This window comes from uncultured Jannaschia sp. (assembly GCF_947503795.1).
Lineage (GTDB): Bacteria > Pseudomonadota > Alphaproteobacteria > Rhodobacterales > Rhodobacteraceae > Jannaschia.
Window position 1 is genome coordinate 651,463 of sequence record NZ_CANNEZ010000001.1, and the last position, 24,235, is coordinate 675,697.

The following is a 24,235-nucleotide window of genomic DNA, read 5'->3' on the forward strand; positions in this document are numbered from 1 at the left end:
TTCCTCAAGGCCAGCCGCCACGTCACGACATTATCTTGCGCGAAGGAGGTTGCCCTTGGGGAAGACACTGGAGGGGCGGCACGCGCTCGTTACCGGCGGGGGCACGGGCATCGGGCGCGCCATCGCCGAGGCGCTGCTGGCCGAGGGCGCGGCGGTCACGGTGACCGGCCGCCGGGCGGCGCCGCTGGCCGAGGTGCAGGGCGCGTATCCCGTCGAAATGGACGTGTCCGACGAGGCATCGGTCGTGGCCGGCATCGCCGCGGCGCGCGACCGACACGGCCCGGTGACGATCTGCGTGCCGAATGCCGGCATCGCCGAGGGCGCGACGATTCCGAAGACCGACGCCGAGATGTGGCGGCGCATCATGTCGATCAACCTCGACGGCGCGTTCCACACGATCCGCGCCTGCCTGCCCGACATGGACCCCTGGGGCCGCGTCATCGCGGTCTCGTCGATCGCTGGGCTGAAGGGCCTGAAGGGTGCGGCGGCCTATACCGCGTCGAAGCACGGCATGATCGGCCTGATCCGGGGGCTGGCGGCGGACCATCTGGGGCGCGGCGTGACGTTCAACGCGCTTTGCCCGGGCTATGTCGACACGGCCATCATCGACCAGAACGTCGATCGCATCAGCGCGCGGACGGGCATGTCGGATGCCGACGCGCGCGACGTCATGGTGGGCCTGAACCCCCATCGGCGCCTGATCGAGGTGGACGAGGTCGCGGCTGCCGCCCTATGGCTCTGCTCGGACGCGGCACGCTCGGTGAACGGGCAGGCGATCCAGATCGCCGGAGGGGAGTATTGATGGACTGGCAGGCACTTCGGGACCGCTTCGTGCTGCCCGACGGGGTAATCTATCTCGACGGCAATTCGCTGGGGCCGATGCCGAAGGGCGTGCCTGCCGCGATGGAGCGGGTGCTAGGCGAATGGTCCGAGCTTCTGATCCGGGGCTGGAACGCGGGCGCGGGCGGCGAGGGCTGGATGGGATGGCCGACACGGCTCGGCGACCGGATCGGGCGGCTGATCGGGGCCGCGCCGGGGTCGGTGACCTGCGGCGACACGCTCTCGATCCGGGTCTATCAGGCGCTGGCCTCGGCGATCCATATGGCGGGCGACGGCCGCCGCGTGATCCTGTCCGACAGCGGCAATTTTCCGACCGATCTCTACATGGCCGAGGGTCTGATCGCGACGCTGCGCGATGGCTGGATCCTGCGGGTCGTCGCGCCCGAGGACGTAGCCGATGCCCTGACGGAGGAGGTCGCCGTGCTGATGCTGACCACCGTCGACTACCGGACCGGGCGGCTGCACGACATGGCCGGGCTCGACCGTCGGGCCACGGCGGCGGGCATCGTCACGGTTTGGGATCTGGCCCATTCGGCCGGCGCGCACGAGGTGGATCTTGCCGGTGCGGGTGCCGATTTCGCCGTGGGCTGCACGTACAAGTATCTCAACGCGGGGCCGGGGGCGCCCGCCTTCGTCTATGTCCGCCCCGACCTTCAGGATGCCGTTCGGCCCGCGCTCTCGGGCTGGCTGGGCCATGACGCGCCGTTCGCCTTCGACCTCGATTACCGCCCCGGCGCGGGGATCGAGCGGATGCGCGTGGGCACGCCACCGGTCCTGCAACTCGCCGCGCTGGAGGCGGCGCTGGACGTCTGGGACGGGATCGACATGGCCGCTGTCCGGACGCGGTCGCTGGTCCTGTCGGCGCGCTTTGCCGAGGGCGTTGCGACCCGGTGCCCCGACCTCGCGCCCGCGCTTGCGATGGATATCCCGCGCGGCAGTCAGGTCAGCCTGCGCCACCCCGAGGGCTATGCCATCGTCCAGGCCCTGATCGCCCGCGGCGTGATCGGCGATTTCCGCGCGCCCGATATCCTGCGCTTCGGGTTCACGCCGCTCTTCATCGGCGAGGCCGAGGTCGACGCCGCCATCGATCACCTGGCCGCAATCATGGACCAGCGCGCCTGGGACCGGCCCGAATTCCACGCCCGGCAGGCCGTGACCTGAAAGCCGCCATGCACCGGCATACCGCGCGGGCCGCTTGGCAGCCCGGCGCGGGGTGCTAGCTGGACCTCCCATGCTGACCGATCACCCCCGTCGATACGAACTGGCCAACGAGCTGCATGCGCGGCCCTTCCCGGCGCTGATGGCCCCGTGCCGCGCGGCGTTCGTTGCCATCAAGCGCGAGACCGATGCCGCGACCCGCGACCGCGGGCTCGACCGGGCGCATCTCGACGCGCTGCTTGACCGGTTCGGGGCCCAGCGGCCGGCGCCCGGCGCCACGCACTTCTTCGGCCAGCTCGGGAAGCATCGGCTGAAATGGGAAAGCCATACGGAGTTTGTGACCTACACGCTCTTCTCGGACGGCGTGGCCGACCAGCCGTTCGACGGGCGCATGTTCGAGGTGTTCCCGGCCGACTGGTTGGCCGAAGCGCCGGGGCTGCGGGTCACCTCGGCCCTGATCCGGGTCGAGGCGGAGACGCCAAGCGAGGAGATCGCGCCGAAGCTGGACCAGTGGTTCGTGCCCGAAAGCCTGGCGTGCAGCCGGGTGCTCGATGGCTCGGCGACGATCGCCTCGGACTTTCGCATCGATACGAACGGCCATGTCCGCTTCGCCGTATTCACCACCGCCGAGACCGGCCAGCGGCGGGTTGGACGCATCGTGCAGCGCCTGACCGAGATCGAGACCTACAAGACGATGGCGATGCTGGCCCTGCCGCGGGCGCGTGCCCTTTCCGCCGATCTCGGTGTCATGGACGGCACGCTGTCCGAGCTGGTCGGCGGCCTGCGCGAGGGGCGGAGCCAGACCGAAGAGACGCTGAGCGGGCTGCTGACCATCGGGTCCGACCTCGAGACGATGCTCGCGCGCTCCTCGTTCCGCTTCGGTGCGATGGAGGCGTACGAGGCCCTCGTCCAGCAGCGCATCGAAGTCCTGCGCGAGGAGCGGTTCGGCGGGCGCCAGACCTTCGCGGAATTCATGATGCGCCGGTTCGATCCCGCGATGCGGACCTGCCGCAGCGTGCAGCGCCGGATGGAGGCGCTGGCCGAGCGGGCCAAGCGGGCAGGGGACCTTCTGTCGACGCGGGTCAATGTCGATCGTGCCGATCAGAACGCGCGGCTCCTGCGCTCGATGGACGAGCGGTCGGCGGCGCAGCTTCGTCTCCAGAAGACGGTCGAGGGCCTGTCGGTCGTTGCGATCAGCTACTACGCGCTGGGGCTGGTGGCGTCGCTGCTCTACCCGTTGGGCGTGCGGATGGGCTGGTCCAAGGAGATGGTGATGGCCGCCGTGGTGGTCCCCGTCGTCCTTGCGGTCTGGTGGGCCGTTCGCCGGGTGCGCAAGGGCATCGACCGCTGAGAGCCCGGCCCGTTCGGGGCATCGAGCCCCGTCCGTCCCGGCGAGAGGCGCTGCCTCGCGCGCTCTTCGGCATATTTCCGGACCATCGAGGGCCCGCGCGCGCCCTTAGGCCAGCCGGATCAGGCTGCCCGCGCCGTGTTCGGTGAAGAGTTCCAGCAGCACCGCGTTTGGCACCCGTCCGTCGAGGATGACCACGGCCCGCGTGCCGCCCTCGAGCGCGGCCAGCGCCGTCTCGGTCTTGGGGATCATGCCGCCCGCGATGACGCCCTCGTCCGTCAGCGCGCGCACCTGCGCCGCCGTCAGCGCGGTCAGCACGCGGCCGGTCGCGTCCTTCACCCCGGCCACATCGGTCAGGAGGAGGAGCCGGTCGGCGTTCAGCGCGGCCGCGACGGCCCCGGCCGCCGTGTCGCCGTTGATGTTGAACGTCTCGTCGTTCCGGCCCGTGCCGATGGGGGCGATGACGGGGATCATTTCGTCGCGAAAGAGACTGTGGAGCAGGCGGGCATCGACCTCGGACGGGGTGCCGACGAAGCCGAGATCGGGGTCGGTCTGCTCGCAGGTAATCATGTCGGCATCCTTGCCGGTCAGCCCGACGGCGCGCCCGCCGGCGGTGTTGATCGCCTGCACGATCCGCTTGTTGACCTCGCCCGCGAGCACCATTTCGACGACGCGCATCGTCTCGGCATCGGTAACGCGCTTGCCGCGCACGAATTCGGATTTGACGCCCAGCCGCTCCAGGAGCTGGTTGATCATCGGGCCGCCGCCATGGACGATCACCGGGTTGATGCCGACCGTGCGCATCAGCACCACGTCGCGGGCGAAGCTGGCCATGCCGTCATCCGAGCCCATGGCGTGCCCGCCGAGCTTGATGACCACGACGGCATCGTCGTAGCGGGTCAGGTAGGGCAGGGCCTCGTTGAGGGTGCGGGCGATGGCGGCGTTGTCGCGGGTCATGTCGTCTCGGGTCTTCATGGGGGCGGCTCCGGGTGTTCGGACAGCCTTATCGCAAGCGCGTCGCCGAATCCCGCGCTTTCACGCGATATGCGCGATCGTGCTGCGCAGGGTCGGGATGCCCCAACCCTTCTCGCTCGAGGTGACGATCAGTTCGGGAAAGGCCGCCGGATGCTTGGCGAGTGCCTCGCGGGTCTGGTCGAGCGCGCGGGCGCGGGCATCTTCCTTCACCTTGTCGGCCTTGGTCAGCACCGTCTGGAAGGTCACGGCGGAGGCGTCGAGCAGGGACATGATCTCCTCGTCGACGGCCTTCACGCCATGGCGCGCGTCGATCAGGACGAAGGCGCGGCGCAGGCTGGGGCGGCCCGAGAGATAAGATTTCAGCAACGCCTGCCACTTGGCGACTTCGGGCTTCGGGGCCTTCGCGAAGCCGTAGCCGGGCAGGTCGACGAGGTAATGGCTGTCCGCGAGCGTGAAGAAATTGATCTCCTGCGTGCGGCCCGGCGTGTTCGAGGCGCGGGCGAGCGACCGGCGCCCGGTCAGCGCGTTGATCAGGGTGGATTTACCGACATTCGAGCGGCCCGCGAAGCAGACCTCGACCCGGTCGGCGGGGGGCATGCCGGACATCGCGACGACGCCCTTGAGGAATTCGCCGCCGGTGGCGAAGAGCTTGCGGCCCGTCTCCTCGGCATGGGGGTCGGGCGCGTCGGCGACGGGAAAGGGCAGGCGTGTCACGTGGCGGCCTCGAGTGCGGCGATGTCGGCGCCGCGGATGGCGTCGAGGTTCCGGGTGATCCGTGCCACGTCCCAGTCCCACCACGCAACCCGCAGCAGTCGATCGACCGTGGGCGCGTCGAAGCGCCTGCGCACCTCGCGCGCGGGATTGCCCGCGACAACCGCGTAAGGCGCGACGTCCTGCGTGACCATGGACCCGGCCGCGATGATGGCGCCTGGCCCGATGGTGACGCCGGGCATGATCGTGGTGTGGTCGCCGATCCAGACATCGGCGCCGATCACCGTGTCGCCCTTCTGCCCGGCCTCCCAGCTTGCGGGATCGAAGCCGACCTCCCAGCCGTGGCCGAAGATGTTGAAGGGAAAGGTGCTGAACCCGTCCATCGCGTGGGTGCCGCCATTCATGACGATGCGCGTGCCATGGGCGAAGGCGCAGAACGGACCGATGGTCAGGTGGTCGCCGATGAAATCGTAATGGTGCAGCACGTTGCGGTCGAAGAAGTCGCGCGTCCCGTCGCGGTCGTCATAGTAGCTGTAGCGTCCGACGGTGACGTTCCCGCGGCCCCCGGCCAAAGGCCGCAGGAAGACCGTGCCGTCATAGGCGGGCGCCATGGGCGCGAGGGTGTCGGGGTCCGGCCCGGTCACGGCAAGGTCACCGTGTCGCCGACCGCAATCCGACCGCCTTCGATAACTTCGAGGGCGATGGTGAAGTCGCGGTGCCCGAATGCGTCCAGAACCGACAGGAGGTCCGCGTCGCGGCGCCCCGTCTCGGGGCTGGCCGAGGTCGCTTCGCAGCGTTCGATCCGTTCCGTTGCCCGAAGCGTCGCCGTGCCGATGCGGAGCTCGCGCCCGATCAGGTCGAACTCCTCCCACGGGGCGAGCCCGTCTACCCAGAGGTTGCAGCGCCAGCGGTGGAGCGACACGTCCCGTCCCAGCCGTTGCGCGACGATGCGGTGACTGGTCAGGTTGCCCAGCGAGATCGTGGGCTGCGGCGTATCGGTCATGCCGTGTCCGGCGGGCGCGCGGACGACGCGGGCCGGGCGCGCGCGGCCCTCGGCCACCAGCGGGTCGAGCCATGCCACCAGCGCCGCGCCATCGGTCTCCGGATTGACGGTCAGTGGGGGCCGGTCGGGATGGGTCAGATGGACCGTCGCGCCATCGGTTCGCGCCTCGATCGCCATTAGGGCGGGCGACGATCCGGCGCGGATGAAGGCGGCGCAGCGCGTCCAGGTGTCGTCCCCGGCCGGAGAGGCTTCGTGGGCCACGGCCCAGACCCGGTCGCCCGGCAGCGTGGCGCCGGCGGTCAGGGTGGCCGCGTCCACCGCCTCGCGTCCGACCGCCTTGATCGGGTGCCGCCATATGGAGGCGAGCGTCGGGGTCACTTCGGCTCCGGCTTGCGATCCTTACGCGGCCGGCTCCGGCGGGGTGTCGGGCCGGGCTTGGTGGCGGCGGGCGCCTTGGGGTCGTTCGAAGCCCCCTCGGCGATCGCCTCGGCGGCTTCGGACTTCACGGGCTTGGCCTTCGGGCCCACGCCCGGCTCGGCCGCGGGCTTCTTCTTGAAGCTCGACCGGATGTTCCCAAAGAGATCGGGCTTCGAGCCGTGGGACAGCATGATCGAATATTGCTGGATGAAGGTGATCGTGTTGTTCGCGATCCAGTAGACCACGAGGCCCGACGCGAAGCTGCCCAGCATGAACATGAAGACCCAGGGCAGCCACGCGAAGATCATCGCCTGCGTCGGATCGGTCGGCGCGGGGTTCAGCTTCTGCTGCAGCCACATCGAGATGCCGAGCAGAAGCGGCAGGATGCCGATGAACACGAGCGCCATGATGCTGCCCGGCTCGGGGCCGGCGAAGGGCAGAAGGCCAAAGAGGTTCATGATCGAGGTCGGATCGGGCGCGCTGAGGTCCTGGAACGGACCGAAGAAGGGCGCGTGGCGCAGCTCCAGCGTGACGAAGATCACCTTGTAGAGGCTGAAGAAGATCGGGATCTGCAACAGGATCGGCAGACAGCCCGCGGCCGGGTTCACCTTGTTCGTCTTGTAGAGCTCCATCATCCCCTGCTGGAGCTTCTGGCGGTCGTCGCCCGCCTTCTCCTTGAGCTTCTCCATCTCGGGCTGAAGCTCCTTCATGCGGGCCATCGAGACGTAGGACTTGTAGGCCAGCGGCAGCAGGATCGCCTTGATCCCGAGGGTCAGGACGATGATCGCGACGCCCATGTTGCCGATCACGCCGTTCAGCCAGTGGAGCGCCGCGAAGATCGGCTTGGTCAGGAAGTAGAACCAGCCCCAGTCGATCGAGTCGATGAAGCCCGCGACGCCGGTTTCGGGGTCGTTCTGGTAGGCGCGGATCGTGGCCCATTCCTTGGCCCCGGCAAAAAGACGGCTTTCCGAAACCGAGGTCTGGCCCGGCTCGACGGTGCGCGGCGGCAGGCGCGTCTCGGTCTGGTAGATATCGGCGCTGTCGACATATTTGACGACCTCGGTGAAGGGCACGCCCGCGCTCGGGATCAGGGTCGTCATCCAGTACTTGTCGGTGAAGCCGATCCAGCCATCCTCGGAGGCTTCGGTGATCTGGATGCGCCCGCCCTCGGCGGCCACGGGGTCGAGATCGGTGACATCGTCGTAATCGAGTTCGGCCAGCTCGCCATCGGACCGGGCGACGACGCCTTCGTGCAGGATGAAGAAGTTGACCGTCTCGGGCTCGCCATGCCGCGCGATCAGGCCATAGGGCGCCAGCCGCACCGGGGCGCCGGTGGTGTTTTCGACGGCCTGCGCGACACTGAACATGTAGTCGTCATCGACTGCGATCGTCTTTGTGAAGACGAGGCCGCCGCCATTGTCCCAGAGCAGCGTCACGGGCGTCTCGGGCGTCAGCACGGCCCCCGCGGGCGCGCTCCATTGCGTCGTCGCGGTCGGTACGTCGTCGAAGGTCAGCGCGCCGCCGGGCACCCAGCCGTGCAGCGCATAATAAGCGTCGCCGCTGCCCGAAGGGGTCAGGAGCGTCACGATCGGGGAATCGTCGTCCAGCGTCTCGCGATAATCCTTGAGCGCGAGGTCGTCGAGCCGCCCACCGGCCAGCGAGATCGAGCCGGTCAGTCGAGGCGTGTCGACGACGATCCGATCCGTGGCTGCCAGCGCGGCCTCGCGGCTTTCGGCGGGGGTGACGGCGACGGCGCCCGGCGTGGCGGCCAGGGGATCGCCGCTGGCCGGCGGCGGCGTCAGCGCGCCGTCGACCGGCTGCGCGATGCCGTCATTGGTGTCGACCTCCGCCACGGTCGGAGCCTGCTGCTCGGGCGGGAAGAGGAAGAACCAGACCAGGAGGACCAGCGCCGAGAGCGCGGTCGCGAGGATCAGGTTCTTGTTCTGGTCATCCATGGGAGGCCTGTCGCGCGCGATGTCGGGATTGCGGGCCGTTCAACAGAGGCGGGGCGGGACAGTCAAGGCGAAAGGGCGCCGGCATGGGGTCGGGCGGGACCGGGCCGGCCGCAACAGCGCATAGCGAGACGGCGACAGACGCGCGGGGCGGGGCGGTTGGTATCGGGGGCCGGTTCCTGCGCTGATGCCTCCGCGAAAGGCTGCGCGGTCATACGCATCCCATGTTGATGCCGATGCGACTGCCTAAGCCCGCACCGTGCGGCGATACCGCTGCCTCGGCCTGCGCCCCTGCATCGTAAGATCCCGTGCGGAGATATGCCGAGTGCTCGGGCGCCACGGATTGCCGTGATCGGCATTGGGCGCGCCGCGACCTTGCGGCGGTTGGCCGCGCCGTCTCCGTCGGCGGGCGGCCATTCGTTGCGCGCCCCGGACGGAACCCAGGTGCCAGTCTGACCTGCATCGCACTGGATCTCGGGGGATCAGGACATTGTGGGTCAGTTATCGGGGGAACATCTCCGCAGCCCCTGGGGACATGCTCAGGCCGTGCCCCGCGGCTCCATCCCGCGCAGGGCGCCGTTGCCGTCGAGCGGTCGGGCGAGCGCCCAGGTCACCGTATCCGACAGCGGCATCGGGCGGGCCACGACGTAGCCCTGGATATGCGGGCATCCGAGGCTGGCCAGGACGGCCTGCTCCTCGGTGGTTTCGACACCTTCGGCCAGCGTTTCGATGTCGAGCTGGTGCGCGAGCCCGAGGATGGCCGCGACGATCCGGCGCTTGTCCGCACTGGCATCGAGGCCCGACACGAAGCTTCGGTCGATCTTGATGCGGTGGACGCCGAAGCGCGCGATATGGGCGATCGAGGCCGCACCGGTGCCGAAATCATCGAGGTCGAGGCGGAAGCCCGTCGCGCGCAGCGTCTCGATGTTGTGGACGATGGTCTCGTCGCCTTCGCGCAAGGTGACCGTCTCGAGGATCTCGATGGCGATGCGCGTCGGTGCGATATCGTGGCGATCCAGCTGCCAGATGATGCGCTCGGCCAGACGGGGGTCCGCCAGTTCCTCGAGCGAGATGTTGACGCCGACGCAGGGCACGGCGATGCCCGCGTCGTCCCAGAGGCGAAGGGCCTCGAGGCTGGCGCGCAGGATCTGGTCGCCCATGTCTGCGGATCGGCCCGCGGCTCCGACGGCCGCGAGAAAGTCGCCCGGCGAGAGCATCCCGAGTTCGGGGTGGTCCCAACGCGCCAAGGCCTCGAACCCCGAGAGCGCCCCGGTCCGGGTGTCGATCTGGGGCTGGAACCAAGGCCTGATCTGGCCGCGATCCAACGCCTCGTCGATCTGGGTGGCGAGACGGTGATCCGTCTCGACGCGGGCCTGGATGTCGGGGGTGAAAGTTCGCACCGCGTCGCTGCCGCTGCGCCGCGCGAGGCGCAGCGCGCAATCCGCCGCCGCCAAAAGGGCCGCGCCGGTGCGGGCAGGGGCACTGGCCGCGCTGCAGATCCCGATGCAGCACTGCACCCGGATCGAGCGTCCGTCGATCGAGATCGGCTCGGCCACTGCGGCCTGGATCCGGTCCACGATGTTCATCACCACGTCGAGGTCCGCCCGCCGCGTCGGGTTCAGGACGATGGTCAGCCCGTCATCACCCGACCGGACGACGATATCCTGGCCACGCATCGCCGTCGCGACGCGCTGGATCACGCGATCCATGACCGTCTGCGCGATTTCGGCGCCCCATTCCCCATCGGTGATGTGAAGATCGTCGATCTGGACCTGGAGGACGGCCGTCGTGCGTTCGCGCCGCTCGCAATCGGCCAACACGTCTTCGACGGTGCGCTGGAGTACGCTGCGCGGGACCATGGCGCCCATCGGGTATCCGTCGTCGAGCCCGACGGGCCGGCGCGGCATCCGCTGACGGTCGAGCGCGATCAGCGTCGGCAGCACCACGGCAAAGGCGAGGACGAGCGCGTCAAGGCCGAAGCCCCACGCGATGGCGGCGACCGCCGGAAAGAGCCAGATCCAGTCGATCCGCGCCAGCCGCTTGCGAATCCGGTGACGCAGATGCGTGCGATCGGGTGCGACGGCGGGGGCGTCCGACATGGGTGTCTCCGGCTGGGGTCGGTCCAGCTAGACGCCGCGGGGTGACCGCGACCTTAACGCAGCCGTGGAATGTCCGTCGAATTGTCGCGGTCCGCCGGGATATCCCTATCCGGCACGGTCCCCGCGAGGCCCGCGAAATCGAACAGCGCCGGGTCCAGCATGTGGGACGGGCGCACTTGTCCCAGCGCCGAGAACATCTTCGCCCGACGCCCCGGCGCCTTCGCCTCCCAGCCGTCGAGCATCGCCTTGATCGCCTGCCGCTGGAGGCCGTCCTGACTGCCGCAGAGGTCGCAGGGGATGATCGGGTACCCGAGCGCGGCGGCGAAGCGTTCGCAATCGGCCTCGGCGACATGGGCCAGCGGGCGTAGCACCTGCAGGTCGCCTTCGTCATTGACCAGCTTGGGGGGCATCGTCGCGATTTTGCCGCCGTGGAACAGGTTGAGGAAGAACGTCTCGAGGATGTCGTCGCGGTGATGTCCGAGCACGACGGCCGAACAGCCTTCCTCTCGCGCGACACGGTAGAGATTCCCGCGCCGGAGCCGAGAGCAGAGCGCGCAGAAGGTGCGCCCGGCGGGGATCTTGTCGGTCACGATCGAATAGGTGTCGGCATACTCGATCCGGTGGGGCACGCCCATCCGTTCGAGAAATGCGGGCAGCACCGTGGCGGGGAAATTCGGCTGACCCTGATCGAGGTTGCAGGCCAGGATGTCGACCGGAAGAAGCCCGCGCCATTGCAGCTCGGTCAGGACCGCGAGCAGCGTGTAGCTGTCCTTGCCGCCTGACAGGCACACCAGCCAACGCGCGCGGGGGCCGGTCCGGTCGACCATGCCGTAGCGGTCGATCGCCTCGCGCGTTTCGCGGACGATGCGCTTTCGCAGCTTGCGGAACTCGGTCGTCCGGGGGGCGCCGTGGAACAGCGGATGGATGTCGTCGGCCTCGTCGAGCATGGATGCCTCCGGAAATGCGCTCCGAGCCGTCTTAGCGGCCCGGAGCGCGCGCCGCCATGGGCGCCGCATCCGCGTGGGTCACAGCGGCAGGTCGGGGCGCGACGGCGCGGGCGGCAGGGGCGGCAACCCGATATCCCGCCGCAGATGCGCGGGCAGGCGGCTCGCATCGGGTGGGCGGGCGGGCCGATGCAGCAACGCGCGCAGGGCGGCCCGCAGGACGCGGGACGCACCATGCGTGGCGATGGCGGCGTCGATCAGGTCGCGCGACGGCGGGGGCGGGATCAGGCGCAATACGGTCATGGACTTATCCCCGGTCGAAACCGGGGCCTCTTGGGTGGAGATGGTGGAGACCGGGCGCGGCGCGTGGACCGCGGCAGCGGCCATCGAGGCGGGATCGGTCAGGGGTTGGATGCAGCCGCCCGACGGGGCAGCGGAGCGTCGTCAGCCTTGGCGCAAGCCTGCGGCGACGCGTCCGGACCACGAGAGCGGGCAGCGGGCGTAACGATATACGATCATGATAGCCCTCCTGCGTTCGCGTGGCATCCACGGGCGGCATAGTCGAAACCGAGCGCATTCCAAAGCCCGAATTTCAGGCGACCGCGAATGGGTGGATTGGTGCCGTCAGTCCGGGACGTCGTCGATACCTGACCCGCCCCAGGGATGGCAGCGTGCGATGCGCCGCGCGGCCAGCCATCCGCCCTTGAGCGCGCCGTGCTTTTCAAGCGCCTGCAGCGCGTAGGCCGAGCAGGTCGGATCGAACCGGCAGGTGCGGCCGAGCCATGGCGACAGCACGAGGCGGTAGGCATGGACCGGCAGCGCGAGGAGGCGGGCGAGCGGGCTCATGACGCGGACCGCGCCGGGTGGGGGGCGGGCGGATCGACGGGCCCGAAGTTCACCGGTGGGCCTTGGCCAAGGCCGCGCGCAGATCCGAGGTCAAAGCGTCGAAGGGACGCGCGGCGGTCGCGTCCCGGCGGCCGATCAGGGCGTAGTCCCAGCCGGGTCGCGCGGCACCGGGCAGCACCAGGCGCGCCACCTCGCGCAGGCGGCGCTTGGCGCGGTTGCGGGCGACGGCGTTGCCGACCTTCTTGGAGCAGGTGAAACCAACCCCTACGGCCGGGTCGTCGTCGCGGCGATCGCGCGCCTGCAGAAGGAACGCGGGCGCGGGGACCCGGCGCGCGGCGTTGAGCGCGAGGAACTGGGGCCGCACCGTCAGCGCACGCAAAGACGCCGGAGGGGGCGACCCCTCCGGCGTCCGGCATTCGTCAACCATGGACGGCGCTCAGGCCGACAGCGACTTCCGACCGCGGGCGCGGCGGGCGTTCAGGATCTTGCGCCCGGCCTTGGTGGCCATGCGGGCACGGAAGCCGTGGCGGCGCTTGCGAACGAGATTCGAGGGCTGGAAGGTGCGCTTCATGGCCTTCACTCCGACGGGTTGGGCCGGGGATTCGCATCGGGCGACCCTGACCGGGGAAACTGGAAGCCGCCGTCTAGGTCAGCCCGTCAGGGGTGTCAACGCTCTCGGGCGGGGTTTCGGGCATGTCGGCCGGGTCCTGCAGACGCACCTGTTCGGGCACCGGGACATAGGCCGCCCCGCGCGCCCGGCCCACCCGCGCCAGACGGCGGGCGAGGCGTCGTGGCACCGGGTCGGACCAGCCGCCGGGCGCATCGAGAAAGCCCGCCGCCCGCAGCGCGCCTTCCGCGGCCGGGAAGTCCAGCTCGGCCAGCATGTGGAACATCGCGCTGCCCTCGGCGATCCGGGCGGCGGGCGCGTGGGCGCGACGGACGGCGTCGATCGCGGTGGCCTCGGCCCCGAAGGCGCGGGCCTGCAACGCGAAGGCATCGGCGAAGAACGCGCGCCGCGCGAGGATCGCCATGCGGGTGCCGGGACCGGCGGCCATCGCCGCCAGGTGAAGGGCCGAGCCGTCGACCCCGACGATCCGCCATGCCGCCCGGTAGGCCGCGACCTGATCGGACAGCGACCGGGTCTGGGGGTGGAACACGGCGTAGCCCTGCGCGGCCATGTAGCCTTCGAGCCGGTCCTCGAAGAGAAGCCCCGCCTTGCCGGGCGCGATCCCCGTCCGGCTGATATAGAGATCGGGGCCCTCCGGCGCCCCGTCGATCCGCGCAAGCCGGGCGGCCATGAAGGCGCGCCATGCGGCCGTGCCCGCGAAGAGATCCGCCGCCGTCGAGACGCCCTGCGCCGGGACGACCAGGCGCTCCACCATTTCGGGGGCGCCGACCGTGACGACCGGACAGTCGACGCCGAGCCACGACAGAAGCCTCTCGACATGGGCCGTCGCGCCGGGTCGCGTCTCGCCCCGGTCGTCGCGCGCGAGAAACAGGATGCCGTCCACATTCGTCCGGTCGAGCGCCCAGAGCCGCGCGAGCGAGAAGATCAGCGCATGACCGAAATGGCCGTAGGCGATACCGCCATAGAGCCAGCGGCCCGTGCGTCGGGGCAGGTGGCCGCCGGGCGGCGCACCGGGCAGGGTCAGCACCCCGATCCGGGCCCGCATATCGGCCAGCGCCACGCGCGCGCCCTGGCGGTCGTACACGCCCGCCACCTGCCGCATGCCCCGGCCCTCGCCGGGCTGCGTCGGGCGCAGGCGCGCCTCGTCGAGGATCAGGAGGTCCGACACGGCGCCGATGCTAGGGTGGGCGAGGCGGTCGCGAAAGGCCGCACTGTTACAGATCGCGCCGCACGGCCTGTAACATTCGCGCTCCGAGGGGCGCTTCCCCACACGGGCCGACACGTGCCCGTGAGGTGGGATATCCAGACGCGCTTCATCCGTTCATGTCGGATCCCAAGCGAGGTGCCGCACCCGGCGCCCATGGACAAACGGATGGATATCATGGCCGATCAAACGATGACCGACACCAACCACAAGGCGGGCTGGACCCGCTTTCTGCCGCTCGCCGCCATCGGCGCGGTGGCGCTCGCGGGGGCGTTTTTCCTGCGCGACTATCTCAGCTTCGAGGCGCTGGCCGAGAACCGCGAGGCGCTTCTGGCGTTCCGCGACGCCAACTACCTCCTGACGGTGCTGGCCTTCCTGGCGGCCTATATCGTCATCGTCGCCTTCAGCCTGCCGGGTGCCGCGATCGCGACGCTGACGGGCGGCTTTCTCTTCGGGCTCTTTCCCGGCGTCCTCTTCAACGCGGGCGCGGCCACCATCGGCGCGACGATCATCTTCCTTGCCGCCAAATACGGCCTCGGCGATCGGCTGGCCGCGCGGATGGACGCGTCGGGCGGGGCCGTCAAGAAGATCAAGGACGGCATCCGCGAGGACGAGACGTCCTATCTCTTCGTGATGCGCCTCGTGCCCGCCGTGCCGTTCTTCGTGGCGAACCTGATCCCCGCCTTCGTCGGCGTGGGCCTCCTGAAATACGTGGCCACCACCTTCTTCGGCATCCTGCCGGGCGGCCTCGTCTACACTTGGGTCGGCGCCGGGCTGGGCGAGGTGTTCGCCCGCGGCGAAACCCCTGATTTCGGAATCATCTTCGAGCCGCAGATCCTCGGGCCGATCCTCGGGCTGGCCGTTCTGGCGCTCCTGCCCATCGTCATCAAGAAAATCCGGGGGGCGAAGCAATGAATGCGCTGACCCGTCCCGACGAACTGCTGCGCGCGAAGGAGCCCGCCATGGAAGAGATCAAGACAGACGTGCTGGTGATCGGCGCGGGCTCCGGCGGGCTGAGCTTTGCGGCCGGCGCCACCCAGATGGGCGCCGACGTGACGCTTCTCGAAGGCCACAAGATGGGCGGCGACTGCCTCAACTTCGGTTGCGTCCCGTCGAAGGCGCTGATCGCCGCGGGCAAGCAGGCCCACGCGATGCGCCACGGTGCAAAATTCGGTGTCACGCCGGTCAAGCCCAAGGTCGATTATGCCGATGCCAAGCGTCACGTTCACGACGTCATCGCCACCATCGCCCCCGTCGACAGCCAGGAGCGGTTCGAGGGCATGGGCGTTCGCGTCATCCGCGAATACGGCCGCTTCGTCGATGCCGACACCGTCGAGGCCGGGCCCTACCGGATCAAGGCGCGCCGCGTCGTCATCGCCACCGGCTCCTCGCCTCTCGTGCCGCCCATCGACGGGCTGAAGGACGTCCCCTTCGAGACCAACGAGACGATCTTCGACCTGATGGAGAAGCCCGCCCACCTGATCGTGGTGGGCGGCGGTCCCATCGGGATGGAGATGGCGCAGGCCCATGTCCGTCTGGGCTCGAAGGTCACGGTGCTCGAAGGTCAGAAGGCTATGGGCAAGGACGACCCCGAGATGGCGGAGGTCGTGCTGAAGCGCCTCCGCGAGGAAGGCATCGAGATCGTCGAGGGCGCGCAGGTCGAGCGGGTGTCCGGCAAGGCGGGGGCCATCAAGGTCCACACGTCTTCGGGCGACTTCGCGGGCACGCATCTCCTGATGGCGGTGGGACGGAAGGCCAATATCGACCGGCTCGACCTCGAAAAGGCGGGCATCGCCCATGACCGCGCGATCCAGGTCGGCGCGGACCTGCGGACGACCAACCGCCGCGTCTATGCCATCGGCGACGTGGCGGGCGGGTTCCAGTTCACCCATGTCGCGGGCTACCACGGCGCGACCGTGATCCGTCCGATCCTCTTCGGTCTGCCCGCCAAGGCGCGCACCGATCACATCCCTTGGGCCACCTATACCGACCCCGAACTGGCGCAGGTCGGCCTGACCGAGGCGCAAGCCCGCGAGAAACACGGCGACAAGCTGGAGGTTCTGCGCTTCCCGTACCACGAGAACGACCGCGCCATCGCCGAGGGCAAGACCGAGGGCCTCATCAAGGTGATGGTCGTCAAGGGACGCCCCGTGGGTGCATCCATCGCGGGCGCACAGGCGGGCGAGCTGATAGGGCTCTGGGCGCTGGTGCTGGCCAACAAGCTGAAGATCGGGGCCGTCGCCGCGATGGTCGCGCCCTATCCGACGCTGGGCGAGATCTCCAAGCGCGCGGCCGGCCAGTACTACGTCCCCCGCCTCTTCGAGAGCGACATGGTCAAGCGGGTCGTGGGCTTCGTCCAGAAATACATGCCCTGAGCCATCGCCCCTGTCCCGAAGGCGGGGCAGGGGGCATAACGGCATCGCAACCACGAACGGCGCGACCATGCTCACCACCCTGTCCGGGCGATTTCTGATCCTTACCGTCATCTTCGTGATGCTGGCGGAGGTTCTGATCTTCGTGCCCTCCATCGCGCGGTTCCGTCTGGATTACCTGACCGACCGGATGGAGCGTGCGCAGATCGCATCGCTGGCGCTTCTGGGCGCGTCCGAGATGATCTCGCCCGATGTCGAGGCCGAGCTTCTGGACAACGCGGGCGTCCTCAATGTCGTGCTGCGGCGGGACTCCATGCGCCAGCTGGTGCTGTCCTCGGACCTGCCCGGCCCCGTCTCCCGCACCGTCGATTTGCGCGACCCGCCGGCCTGGGTGCTGATCCGCGACGCCGTCAGCCGCTATTTCATGCCCGGCGGCGATGTCATCCGGGTCATCGCCGAGCCCGCGCGCGGCGGCGGCATGCAGATCGAGGCGGCGCTCGACACCACCGACCTCAGGGCAGCGATGATCGATTACGGGATCAACATCCTGATGCTGTCGCTGGCCATTTCGATCATTACCGCGGTGTTCCTCTTCCTTGCCGTTCGCCGGCTGATGGTCCTGCCGATCCGGGGGCTCGTGGGTCAGATGAAGCGCTATGCGGAGGCGCCCGAGGATGCGCGCCGCGTGATCGAGCCGCGCTCGGGCATCCGCGAGTTGCACGAGGCCGAAACGACGCTTCGCGACCTCGAGACCCAACTCACCGGCAGCCTGCGGCAGAAGGAGCGGCTGGCCCAGCTCGGCGGGGCGGTTGCCAAGATCAGCCACGACCTGCGCAACATCCTGACGACCGCGACCCTCCTGGCCGACCGGATGGAGCGGGTGGACGACCCGACGGTCAAGCGTGTCGGGCCAAAGATCGTCGCCTCGCTGACGCGCGCGGTGAACCTGACCGAGGGCACGCTTGCCTTCGGGCGCGCCGAAGAGGCGCCGCCCGCCCTGACGCGCATCGACGCCCAGACATTCCTCGAGGAGGTGTGCGAGGCCGAGGCCCTCGCGGCGGGCGAGATCGACATCCGCTTCGACGCGCCGCCCGGCATGTGGTTCCGCGCCGACCCCGAGCAGATGTACCGCGTGGTCGGCAACCTCATTCGCAACGCCCGCCAGGCCATCGCCGCCACCGGCCAGCCCGGCGTGATCGAGGTGAAGGCCGCCGAAGACCCGACAGCCTGGCATATCCGCGTCTGCGACACCGGACCCGGCCTGCCGCCGCGCGCGCAGGAAAACCTGTTCCAGGCGTTCCAGGGCAATGTCCGAAAGGGGGGCACGGGCCTCGGCCTCGTGATCGCGCAGGAGCTGGTGCGGGGGCATGGCGGCGAGCTGGCGCTGGAGCGGACGGACGAGGCCGGAACGGTGTTTTGCATCCGCCTCCCGCGCGAACTCGACGGGGCGTAAGGCGGGATCGGAAAGCCCTTGCTCTCGCCTGCCGCCGGGGCTATCTGCCGCCCCGTAGTGCGCTGGTAGCTCAGTTGGATAGAGTACTTGACTACGAATCAAGGGGTCGGGGGTTCGAATCCTCCCCAGCGCGCCATATCCCCCAGATCGACGATCCGACGCGCCGTCAGTCCGCGCGCGTGACGACCTTTGCCGGGCGCCGCCCCTTCTTCGCGGCCCGTGCCAGATAGGCCGACCGCCAGTGGCCGTAGCGCCCCATCGCGGCCTGTTGCGCCATCACGAGGGCGATGAACCCCTCGCGCGCGGCCTTGGATTTCGCCTGTTTCGCCAGCGCCTTCTGAGCCTTCGTCATCGAGCAGGCGAGGCAGTGCCGCCCGGCTGGTCCGGCACGCCTATAGGTGCAGATGCCGAGGCAGGGGGACTGGGTCTTGGCCATGATGACACAGATGGATTGCGCGGCAGCTCTGCCCAGCCTCAGGTTTTCTGACCCAACGCTTCGGTTCGCCAGAGGCGCACGCGCAGGCCACCATGGGCGATGGGCGGGCCGGGGGACAGGAGGGGCAGGCCGGTCGCCTGCGCCAGCGACGCCTCGGTCGTCACGATCCCGACGCGCCAGCCCGCGAAACGGTCCATTAGTGCGGCGCCCAACGCGCCGTGCAGGCCGTAGAGCGGTTTGCGATCCCCGACCCGCCGGCCGTAGGGCGGATTGACGATCACGAGGCCGGGCGGCCCATCCGGGGGCGCGATCTCGGACACGGCGCGCTTCTCGAAGGACACGAGTTCCGCGACGCCCGCCCGCTCGGCATTGGCGCGGGCGGCGGTGAACGCGCCCGCATCCCGATCGGAGCCGTGGAACCGAACGGCTGGAACGGCGGCATCGGCGGGCGCGCGCATCGCCGACCAGGCGGCCGCGTCGAAGGTCGCGAGGTCTTCGAACGCGAAGCTGCGCGCGCGGCCGGGATGCAGGCCAGCCGCGATCTCGGCAGCCTCGATTACGAAGGTGCCGGAGCCGCACATCGGGTCGAGTACCGGCTCGGCCCCGCGAAAGCCGCATTCGCGCAAGAGGAGCGCGGCCATCGTCTCGCGCATCGGGGCCTTGCCGACGGCCTGCTTGTGCCCGCGCTTGTGCAGGCCCTCGCCGGAGGTATCGACGCTGAGGACGACGAGATTGTCGTCGATCCGCGCCTTGACCGTAACCGGGGCATCGGCGGCGATGGGGGCGCCCAGCTCCTCGGCGATGGCGGTCTCGATCCGCTGCTGGGCGGCGCCGGCATGGTAGATCTTGGACTTCCGGTTGGTCGCCACTTCGACCCGCACGGGCACATCGGCGCGCAACACGTCGCCCCAGGGAAACTTGCGCGCCCGCTTGTCGAGCTGTGCCAGGTGGAACGCCCGGAACGAGCCGATCCGCGCCAGCACACGGCCTGCGCCGCGAAGCACGAGATTGGCGCGCCAGATCTCCGGCCAGCCCCCTTCGATCGTGACGCCGCCCGGCACCGTCGCGGGCGCGTCGAATCCGGCCTCGGCCACCTCGGCGGCCAGCGCGGACTCCAGCCCCGGCGGGGCCATCAGAAAGATCTCGAACCGGTCCATCGCGTGGCTCTAGCCCGGATGCGGGATGCCGTCAGCGGCAATCGACCGATCGGGATGTGGACTTCGCGGCCATGCGACCCATTTCGACCCCGAGGATCTTGAGGGATGGACCGATGAAAGCCCATGACATGACCGAATGGCACCGCGCGCAACTGGACGCGCAGCAGGCCCATGCGCGGGACCATCTCGACCGCCGCACCGCCGCCGCGCGCCAGTTCGGCACCACCGCCCCCGCCGGCGATCCGGACGATCCCGAGATGAAGCTTTGGAACATCGGCGGCTATTGGGCGATGCTGTTCTGCATCTGGTTCGTGTTCATCGCGCCGATCGTCCTGGTCCTGACGCTCTGGGACTGACGGGCGGCCCTCAGCCGTCGAGTGCCAGCCCCGGATAGAGCGGCTCGTAGATCGGCTCCAGCGTCTGCGTGTCGAAGAGGCTCGAGACGCTCGTGCCGTTCCAGATGTTCAGGATCGCCTGCGTGAACATCGGCGCCGTCGGCACGATGCGGATATTGGCGCATTCCTTCACCGGCTCGGTCGGCGCGATGCTGTCGGAGATCACGAGGCTTTTCAGCTGCGACTTGGTGATCCGTCCCACGGCCGGGCCCGAGAGGACGCCGTGGGTGATGTAGGCATGGACTTCGGTCGCGCCCGCGTCGATCAGGACATCCGCCGCCTTGCAGAGCGTTCCGGCCGTGTCGCAGATGTCGTCGACGATGATGCAGCGCTTTCCCGCGACCTCGCCGATGACGGTCATCTCGGCCACTTCGCCCGCCTTCTCGCGGCGCTTGTCCACGATCGAGAGGGGGGCCTTGATGCGCTGGGCCAGTTCGCGCGCGCGGGCCACGCCGCCGACATCGGGGCTGACGACCATGACGTCGTCCATCGCGCCCTTGAAGTGGTGCAGGATGTCGAGCGCGAAGATCGGCGAGGCGTAGAGGTTGTCGACCGGGATATCGAAGAAGCCCTGGATCTGGGCCGCGTGCAGATCCATCGTCAGCACGCGCTCGATGCCGGACCCTGCGATCAGGTTGGCGACCAGCTTGGCCGAGATCGGCGTGCGCGCCTTGGTGCGGCGATCCTGCCGGGCATAGCCGAAATAGGGGATCACGGCGGTGATGCGCGCCGCCGAGGAGCGCCGCAGCGCGTCCGCCATGATCAGGAGCTCCATCAGGTTGTCGTTCGCCGGGTTCGAGGTCGACTGGACGATGAACATGTCCTCGCCGCGCACGTTCTCGAAGACCTCGACGAAGATCTCGCCGTCGTTGAACCGTTCGACCCGCGCGTCGACCAGCCCGACCTGAACCCCCCGATGCATCGACATCCGGCGGGCAATCCCCTTGGCCAAAGGTCGGTTGGCGTTTCCGGAGATGATCTTCGGGTCGGGGCTTGGCATGGGCGCTTCTCTCGAATCGGGGGCGCGAAGGGGTGACGTTCGCGTAGCACCCGGTGGGGCTTGGGCAAAGAAGGGCTTGTCCGACGGGTGCAATCCCGTGACGAATGGTCCATGGCCCACGCCGTCCTCATCCAGAACCCGATCTCGATCTACGACGACGCGCATGGTGAGCGGTATCACTTCCCGCGCCGCTATCTCGGGCGACTCGAGGCGTGCGTCGGCGACTGGGTGATCTTCTACGAAGGCAAGGCGGGCGCGCTGGGGTACACCCATGTCCAGAAGGTCGCCGGCATCCGGCCGGACCCGGCCGATCCCACGCATTTCTACGCCGATCTCGACCTGTCGACGCTGCTCGGGTTCGAGGCCGGGGTCGTGCCGCGACAGCGCCCCGATGGCCGGCGCTACGAGACGGGCCTTCCCGCATCGGGCGGCAGCAACGTCTCGGCGGTGCGCTCGATCTCGCAAGCGGAGTTCGCCGCGATCGTGGAGGCGGGCCTCGCGCCACGCGCGGATGCCGACGCGCATCCCCGCACCGGACCGCTCTTTGACGGGTTGCAGGACGTGCCGCAGGCGCGTCTGGCAGGCGATCGCCTCCAGGTCCTGACCTCCCGACCGCTCCGCGACGCGCAATTCGCGCGGATGGTGAAGCGGGCCTATGACGGGCGCTGCGCGATCTCCGGGCTGCGGCTGCGGAACGGTGGCGGGCGCGCGGAGGTGCAGGCCGCGCATATCCGGCCCGTGGCCGACGGTGGGCCGGATGTGGTGCCGAACGGGCTGGCCCTTTCGGGGACGCTGCACTGGATGTTCGACCGTGGCCTCGTCTCGGTGGCCGAAGATCACCGCATCCTCGTCAGCCACAACAAGGTCGACGCCGAGACGGCGCGTCGACTCTTTGCGCCGGACATGAGGCTGCGCCTGCCCGCCGACCCCCGGATGCGGCCGCACCCCGACTACCTCGCCTATCACCGCGAGGAGGTGTTCGGCCGGGCGTGATTGCCTGCGGCCCCGGGCGCGCCTACCGTCCGCGGGAGCCCAACGGAGCCCGTGCCATGCAGATCGACTATTACCTCGCGACCATCTCGCCCTTCACCTATCTTGCCGGGACCGATCCCGCCGCGATCGCGGCAAGGCACGGCGCGACGCTCAACTACAAGCCGCTCGACATCATGGGGCTCTTCGCGCGCACGGGCGGGACGCCCCCGAAGGACCGCCACGAGAACCGCAAGGCATATCGCCTGCAGGAGATCCGGCGCACGGCCGCGGCGCGCGACATGCCGATCAACCTGCACCCGGCGCATTGGCCGACCAATCCCGCGCCGTCGTCCTACGCGCTCATCGCGGCGATGGCGGATGGCACCGGCGATGTGGCGGCCCTTCTGGCCGGGCTGACCCGTGCCTGCTGGGCCGAGGAGCGCGACATCGCCGATGACGCGGTGATCGCCGACTGTCTCGCTGCGGCGGGCTTCGATCGGGCGCTCGCGTCGCGCGGGATGATGGCGGGGGCCGAGCAATACGCGCGCAACCTCGAGGACGCGGTCGCCGCCGGGGCCTTCGGCGCGCCGTTCTTCATCGTCGGAGAGGAGCGGTTCTGGGGCGTGGATCGTCTGGACCAGCTCGACGCGCATCTCGCCGCCACCGCGTGAGGGAGCCGATCCTCGCGCTTCACTGCATGCTGGCCTCGGGGGCGGCATGGCGCGGCGTGCGCGCGGCCCTGCCGGAGCGGATGATGATCTGCCCGGACCTGCCCGGCCACGGCGCGGACGGCTGGGACGGCACCGGCGCCTATATGGACGCGGCGCTGGAGGTGGCGCGGCGCGCCATGCCCGAGGGGGCCGTCGACGTGGTCGGCCATAGCTATGGCGGCTGCGTGGCCCTGCGGATGCTGGCCGAGGACTCCGGCCGCATCCGCAGCCTCACCCTGATCGAGCCGGTGATGTTCGCGGCCGCACCCGAGGCGGAGCGGCTTGCCCATGCGCGCGACATGGCCGGCTTTCACGCGGCACTGGATGCCGGCGCGCGCGAGGCGGCGGCCCGCCAGTTCACCGGCCTATGGGGCGACGGGCGCGCCTGGGACGCCCTGTCGGACCGCCAGCGCCTCTACATCACGGAGCGCATTCACCTGATTGCCGCGTCTGGACCGGGGATCGTCGACGACATCCACGATATCCTCGACCGCCTCCCGACTGCACCGCCGCCCGTGACGATCGTGACGCGTCAGGATCCGCCCCCGATCACCGACGGGATCGCACGCGGTCTTGCGGCCCAATTGCCCGGCGCGGTGGTCCGGCGGCTGGGCCATGGCCACATGATCCCGATGGAGATGCCGGCAGAGACGGCGGCGCTGCTGCGCTAACCTTGCCTGCCTGAAACGAACGACGCCCCCGCCCGGAGGCGGGGGCGCTGTGACGATGAACCGCGGCGACCGTCCGGCATTCATTCCCGAGGACCTGTATGTACAGGTGGGCGCCAGGTAGCATGACCAGGGCCATACCAGAGCCAGCTCCCTCGGAATTGCTTAAGGCCACCGGAATTTAGCCGTGATGACAAGAAGCGCAGAAGCATCGTCCCGACAGCATCTAGGCCTCGCCGGCCCCTCGGACAAGTCGGCGGACGGGCTGGACAGCAGTTCACCTTTCGTTCACGAAAGGGACATGTTGCTGCGCGAGACCCAGACCCCGCTCCAGCCCGGTCGCCTTCTGGCGCGGGGCGTGATGCGGCATCTGCGCGACCATGATTTCATGTGCCTCGAGGAGTTCGCGCCCGAGCGCGGCAAGCGCGTCGACGTGATGGCGCTGGGCCCCAAGGGCGAGGTCTGGGTGATCGAGTGCAAATCCTCGCGCGCCGACTTCACGAGCGATCTGAAGTGGCAGGGCTATCTGGAATGGGCCGATCGGTTCTTCTGGGCGGTGGACGGCGATTTCCCGACCGAGATCCTGCCCGATGAGACGGGTTTGATCCTTGCCGACGGGTTCGGCGCGGAGGTCGTGCGGACCCCGGAGGCAACCAAGCTGGCGGCCGCGCGGCGCAAGGCGCTGGTGCTGAAATTCGCGCGGTGTGCCGCCCAGCGGCTGCACTGGGCGCGCGATCCGATGCTGACGGCGGGGGGCTAGCGGGCCTTCGCGACCATCGCGGCGGCGGCGCGGATCTCCTCGGCGATCTCCATCGCCTCGTCGGTGTCGAAATCCATCGAGATCTCGGTCCCGCCGCTTTCCACGAAGATGCGGACCATGCCCGTATCGGTCGGCCCGATCTGCAGGTTCGCTTCGGCGTCGCTCTGGTCGTTGATACCCATGCCGA

Annotated in this window: 27 protein-coding genes and 1 tRNA gene; 12 read left to right on the plus strand and 16 right to left on the minus strand. The window is 69.4% G+C overall.

Annotation, left to right across the window (positions count from 1 at the left end):
- Positions 1–55 precede the first annotated feature (55 nt).
- From Q0833_RS03405 to Q0833_RS03415, 3 genes are all read left to right on the plus strand, one after another.
- The gene (locus tag Q0833_RS03405; protein ID WP_298430275.1) at positions 56–802 is read left to right on the plus strand and encodes an SDR family NAD(P)-dependent oxidoreductase; all 747 of its coding nucleotides are present in this window, start codon (positions 56–58) and stop codon (positions 800–802) included.
- Positions 802–2,001 (plus strand): kynureninase, encoded by a 1,200-nt coding sequence (kynU, locus tag Q0833_RS03410; protein WP_298430277.1) that lies wholly within the window; start codon positions 802–804, stop codon positions 1,999–2,001. Before Q0833_RS03405 ends, kynU begins: the two co-directional genes overlap by 1 nt.
- Positions 2,002–2,071: 70 nt before the next feature.
- Complete coding sequence (locus tag Q0833_RS03415; protein ID WP_298430279.1) at positions 2,072–3,349, plus strand: DUF3422 family protein; 1,278 nt, start codon at positions 2,072–2,074, stop codon at positions 3,347–3,349.
- Between the two features lie 105 nt (positions 3,350–3,454).
- Here Q0833_RS03415 and argB read toward each other — a convergent pair whose 3' ends face one another.
- The 12 genes from argB to Q0833_RS03475 all read right to left on the minus strand — a co-directional run bounded on the left by argB (position 3,455) and on the right by Q0833_RS03475 (position 14,089).
- Positions 3,455–4,321 (minus strand): acetylglutamate kinase, encoded by an 867-nt coding sequence (argB, locus tag Q0833_RS03420; protein ID WP_298430281.1) that lies wholly within the window; start codon positions 4,319–4,321, stop codon positions 3,455–3,457.
- Between the two features lie 60 nt (positions 4,322–4,381).
- Positions 4,382–5,035 (minus strand): ribosome biogenesis GTP-binding protein YihA/YsxC, encoded by a 654-nt coding sequence (gene yihA / locus Q0833_RS03425; protein WP_298430283.1) that lies wholly within the window; start codon positions 5,033–5,035, stop codon positions 4,382–4,384.
- On the minus strand, positions 5,032–5,676 hold the full coding sequence (locus Q0833_RS03430) for a CatB-related O-acetyltransferase (protein ID WP_298430285.1): 645 nt from the start codon (positions 5,674–5,676) through the stop codon (positions 5,032–5,034). The genes yihA and Q0833_RS03430 overlap by 4 nt, the downstream gene beginning before the upstream one ends.
- Positions 5,673–6,413 carry an MOSC N-terminal beta barrel domain-containing protein gene (locus Q0833_RS03435; RefSeq protein ID WP_298430287.1) on the minus strand — a complete coding sequence of 247 codons (741 nt, stop codon included), beginning with the start codon at positions 6,411–6,413 and terminating at the stop codon, positions 5,673–5,675. The genes Q0833_RS03430 and Q0833_RS03435 overlap by 4 nt, the downstream gene beginning before the upstream one ends.
- Positions 6,410–8,407: a membrane protein insertase YidC gene (gene yidC, locus Q0833_RS03440; RefSeq protein WP_298430289.1), complete on the minus strand. Its 1,998-nt coding sequence runs from the start codon at positions 8,405–8,407 to the stop codon at positions 6,410–6,412. Before yidC ends, Q0833_RS03435 begins: the two co-directional genes overlap by 4 nt.
- Positions 8,408–8,943: 536 nt before the next feature.
- A complete protein-coding gene (locus Q0833_RS03445; protein ID WP_298430291.1) occupies positions 8,944–10,503 on the minus strand; it encodes a bifunctional diguanylate cyclase/phosphodiesterase in 1,560 nt (519 codons plus the stop codon).
- A gap of 53 nt (positions 10,504–10,556) precedes the next feature.
- A complete protein-coding gene (ttcA, locus tag Q0833_RS03450; RefSeq protein ID WP_298430293.1) occupies positions 10,557–11,450 on the minus strand; it encodes a tRNA 2-thiocytidine(32) synthetase TtcA in 894 nt (297 codons plus the stop codon).
- A gap of 78 nt (positions 11,451–11,528) precedes the next feature.
- Positions 11,529–11,750: a hypothetical protein gene (locus Q0833_RS03455; protein WP_298430295.1), complete on the minus strand. Its 222-nt coding sequence runs from the start codon at positions 11,748–11,750 to the stop codon at positions 11,529–11,531.
- Between the two features lie 321 nt (positions 11,751–12,071).
- Positions 12,072–12,293: a membrane protein insertion efficiency factor YidD gene (gene yidD / locus Q0833_RS03460; protein WP_298430297.1), complete on the minus strand. Its 222-nt coding sequence runs from the start codon at positions 12,291–12,293 to the stop codon at positions 12,072–12,074.
- A gap of 49 nt (positions 12,294–12,342) precedes the next feature.
- Entirely contained in the window at positions 12,343–12,720 is a 378-nt protein-coding gene (gene rnpA, locus Q0833_RS03465; protein WP_298430299.1) for a ribonuclease P protein component, read from the minus strand.
- 9 nt (positions 12,721–12,729) lie between these two features.
- The gene (gene rpmH, locus Q0833_RS03470; RefSeq protein ID WP_012177012.1) at positions 12,730–12,864 is read right to left on the minus strand and encodes a 50S ribosomal protein L34; all 135 of its coding nucleotides are present in this window, start codon (positions 12,862–12,864) and stop codon (positions 12,730–12,732) included.
- Between the two features lie 73 nt (positions 12,865–12,937).
- A complete protein-coding gene (locus Q0833_RS03475; protein ID WP_298430303.1) occupies positions 12,938–14,089 on the minus strand; it encodes a glycosyltransferase 61 family protein in 1,152 nt (383 codons plus the stop codon).
- Positions 14,090–14,302: 213 nt separating this feature from the next.
- Here Q0833_RS03475 and Q0833_RS03480 point away from each other — a divergent pair, with 213 nt between their 5' ends.
- The 4 genes from Q0833_RS03480 (at position 14,303) to Q0833_RS03495 (ending at position 18,086) form a co-directional block, all read left to right on the plus strand.
- The gene (locus Q0833_RS03480) at positions 14,303–15,040 is read left to right on the plus strand and encodes a VTT domain-containing protein (protein ID WP_298434949.1); all 738 of its coding nucleotides are present in this window, start codon (positions 14,303–14,305) and stop codon (positions 15,038–15,040) included.
- 47 nt (positions 15,041–15,087) lie between these two features.
- Positions 15,088–16,500, plus strand: a complete 1,413-nt coding sequence (locus tag Q0833_RS03485; protein WP_298434952.1) for an FAD-dependent oxidoreductase — start codon at positions 15,088–15,090, stop codon at positions 16,498–16,500.
- A 67-nt stretch (positions 16,501–16,567) separates the two neighbouring features.
- The gene (locus Q0833_RS03490) at positions 16,568–17,950 is read left to right on the plus strand and encodes a HAMP domain-containing sensor histidine kinase (protein ID WP_298430305.1); all 1,383 of its coding nucleotides are present in this window, start codon (positions 16,568–16,570) and stop codon (positions 17,948–17,950) included.
- A gap of 59 nt (positions 17,951–18,009) precedes the next feature.
- Positions 18,010–18,086 (plus strand) — tRNA-Arg (locus Q0833_RS03495).
- A 30-nt stretch (positions 18,087–18,116) separates the two neighbouring features.
- Here Q0833_RS03495 and Q0833_RS03500 read toward each other — a convergent pair.
- Both Q0833_RS03500 and Q0833_RS03505 read right to left on the minus strand, forming a co-directional pair.
- Positions 18,117–18,386 carry a DUF1289 domain-containing protein gene (locus tag Q0833_RS03500; protein WP_298430308.1) on the minus strand — a complete coding sequence of 90 codons (270 nt, stop codon included), beginning with the start codon at positions 18,384–18,386 and terminating at the stop codon, positions 18,117–18,119.
- 38 nt (positions 18,387–18,424) lie between these two features.
- The gene (locus Q0833_RS03505) at positions 18,425–19,543 is read right to left on the minus strand and encodes a class I SAM-dependent RNA methyltransferase (protein ID WP_298430310.1); all 1,119 of its coding nucleotides are present in this window, start codon (positions 19,541–19,543) and stop codon (positions 18,425–18,427) included.
- A 113-nt stretch (positions 19,544–19,656) separates the two neighbouring features.
- On the opposite strand from Q0833_RS03505, the gene Q0833_RS03510 reads away from it, so the two are divergent.
- On the plus strand, positions 19,657–19,899 hold the full coding sequence (locus Q0833_RS03510) for a hypothetical protein (RefSeq protein ID WP_298430312.1): 243 nt from the start codon (positions 19,657–19,659) through the stop codon (positions 19,897–19,899).
- Positions 19,900–19,909: 10 nt separating this feature from the next.
- On the opposite strand, the gene Q0833_RS03515 is transcribed toward Q0833_RS03510, so the two are convergent.
- Complete coding sequence (locus Q0833_RS03515) at positions 19,910–20,938, minus strand: ribose-phosphate pyrophosphokinase (RefSeq protein WP_298430313.1); 1,029 nt, start codon at positions 20,936–20,938, stop codon at positions 19,910–19,912.
- 111 nt (positions 20,939–21,049) lie between these two features.
- Here Q0833_RS03515 and Q0833_RS03520 point away from each other — a divergent pair, with 111 nt between their 5' ends.
- The 4 genes from Q0833_RS03520 to Q0833_RS03535 all read left to right on the plus strand — a co-directional run bounded on the left by Q0833_RS03520 (position 21,050) and on the right by Q0833_RS03535 (position 24,048).
- Complete coding sequence (locus Q0833_RS03520; protein WP_298430315.1) at positions 21,050–21,931, plus strand: HNH endonuclease; 882 nt, start codon at positions 21,050–21,052, stop codon at positions 21,929–21,931.
- Positions 21,932–21,987: 56 nt separating this feature from the next.
- A complete protein-coding gene (locus tag Q0833_RS03525; RefSeq protein ID WP_298430317.1) occupies positions 21,988–22,581 on the plus strand; it encodes a 2-hydroxychromene-2-carboxylate isomerase in 594 nt (197 codons plus the stop codon).
- On the plus strand, positions 22,578–23,291 hold the full coding sequence (locus Q0833_RS03530) for an alpha/beta fold hydrolase (protein WP_298430319.1): 714 nt from the start codon (positions 22,578–22,580) through the stop codon (positions 23,289–23,291). The genes Q0833_RS03525 and Q0833_RS03530 overlap by 4 nt, the downstream gene beginning before the upstream one ends.
- Before the next feature lie 298 nt (positions 23,292–23,589).
- Positions 23,590–24,048 carry an MmcB family DNA repair protein gene (locus Q0833_RS03535; RefSeq protein ID WP_298430321.1) on the plus strand — a complete coding sequence of 153 codons (459 nt, stop codon included), beginning with the start codon at positions 23,590–23,592 and terminating at the stop codon, positions 24,046–24,048.
- Here the strand turns inward: Q0833_RS03535 and Q0833_RS03540 are convergent.
- Entirely contained in the window at positions 24,045–24,230 is a 186-nt protein-coding gene (locus tag Q0833_RS03540) for a DUF6324 family protein (RefSeq protein ID WP_298430323.1), read from the minus strand. The genes Q0833_RS03535 and Q0833_RS03540 overlap by 4 nt on opposite strands.
- Positions 24,231–24,235 lie beyond the last annotated feature (5 nt).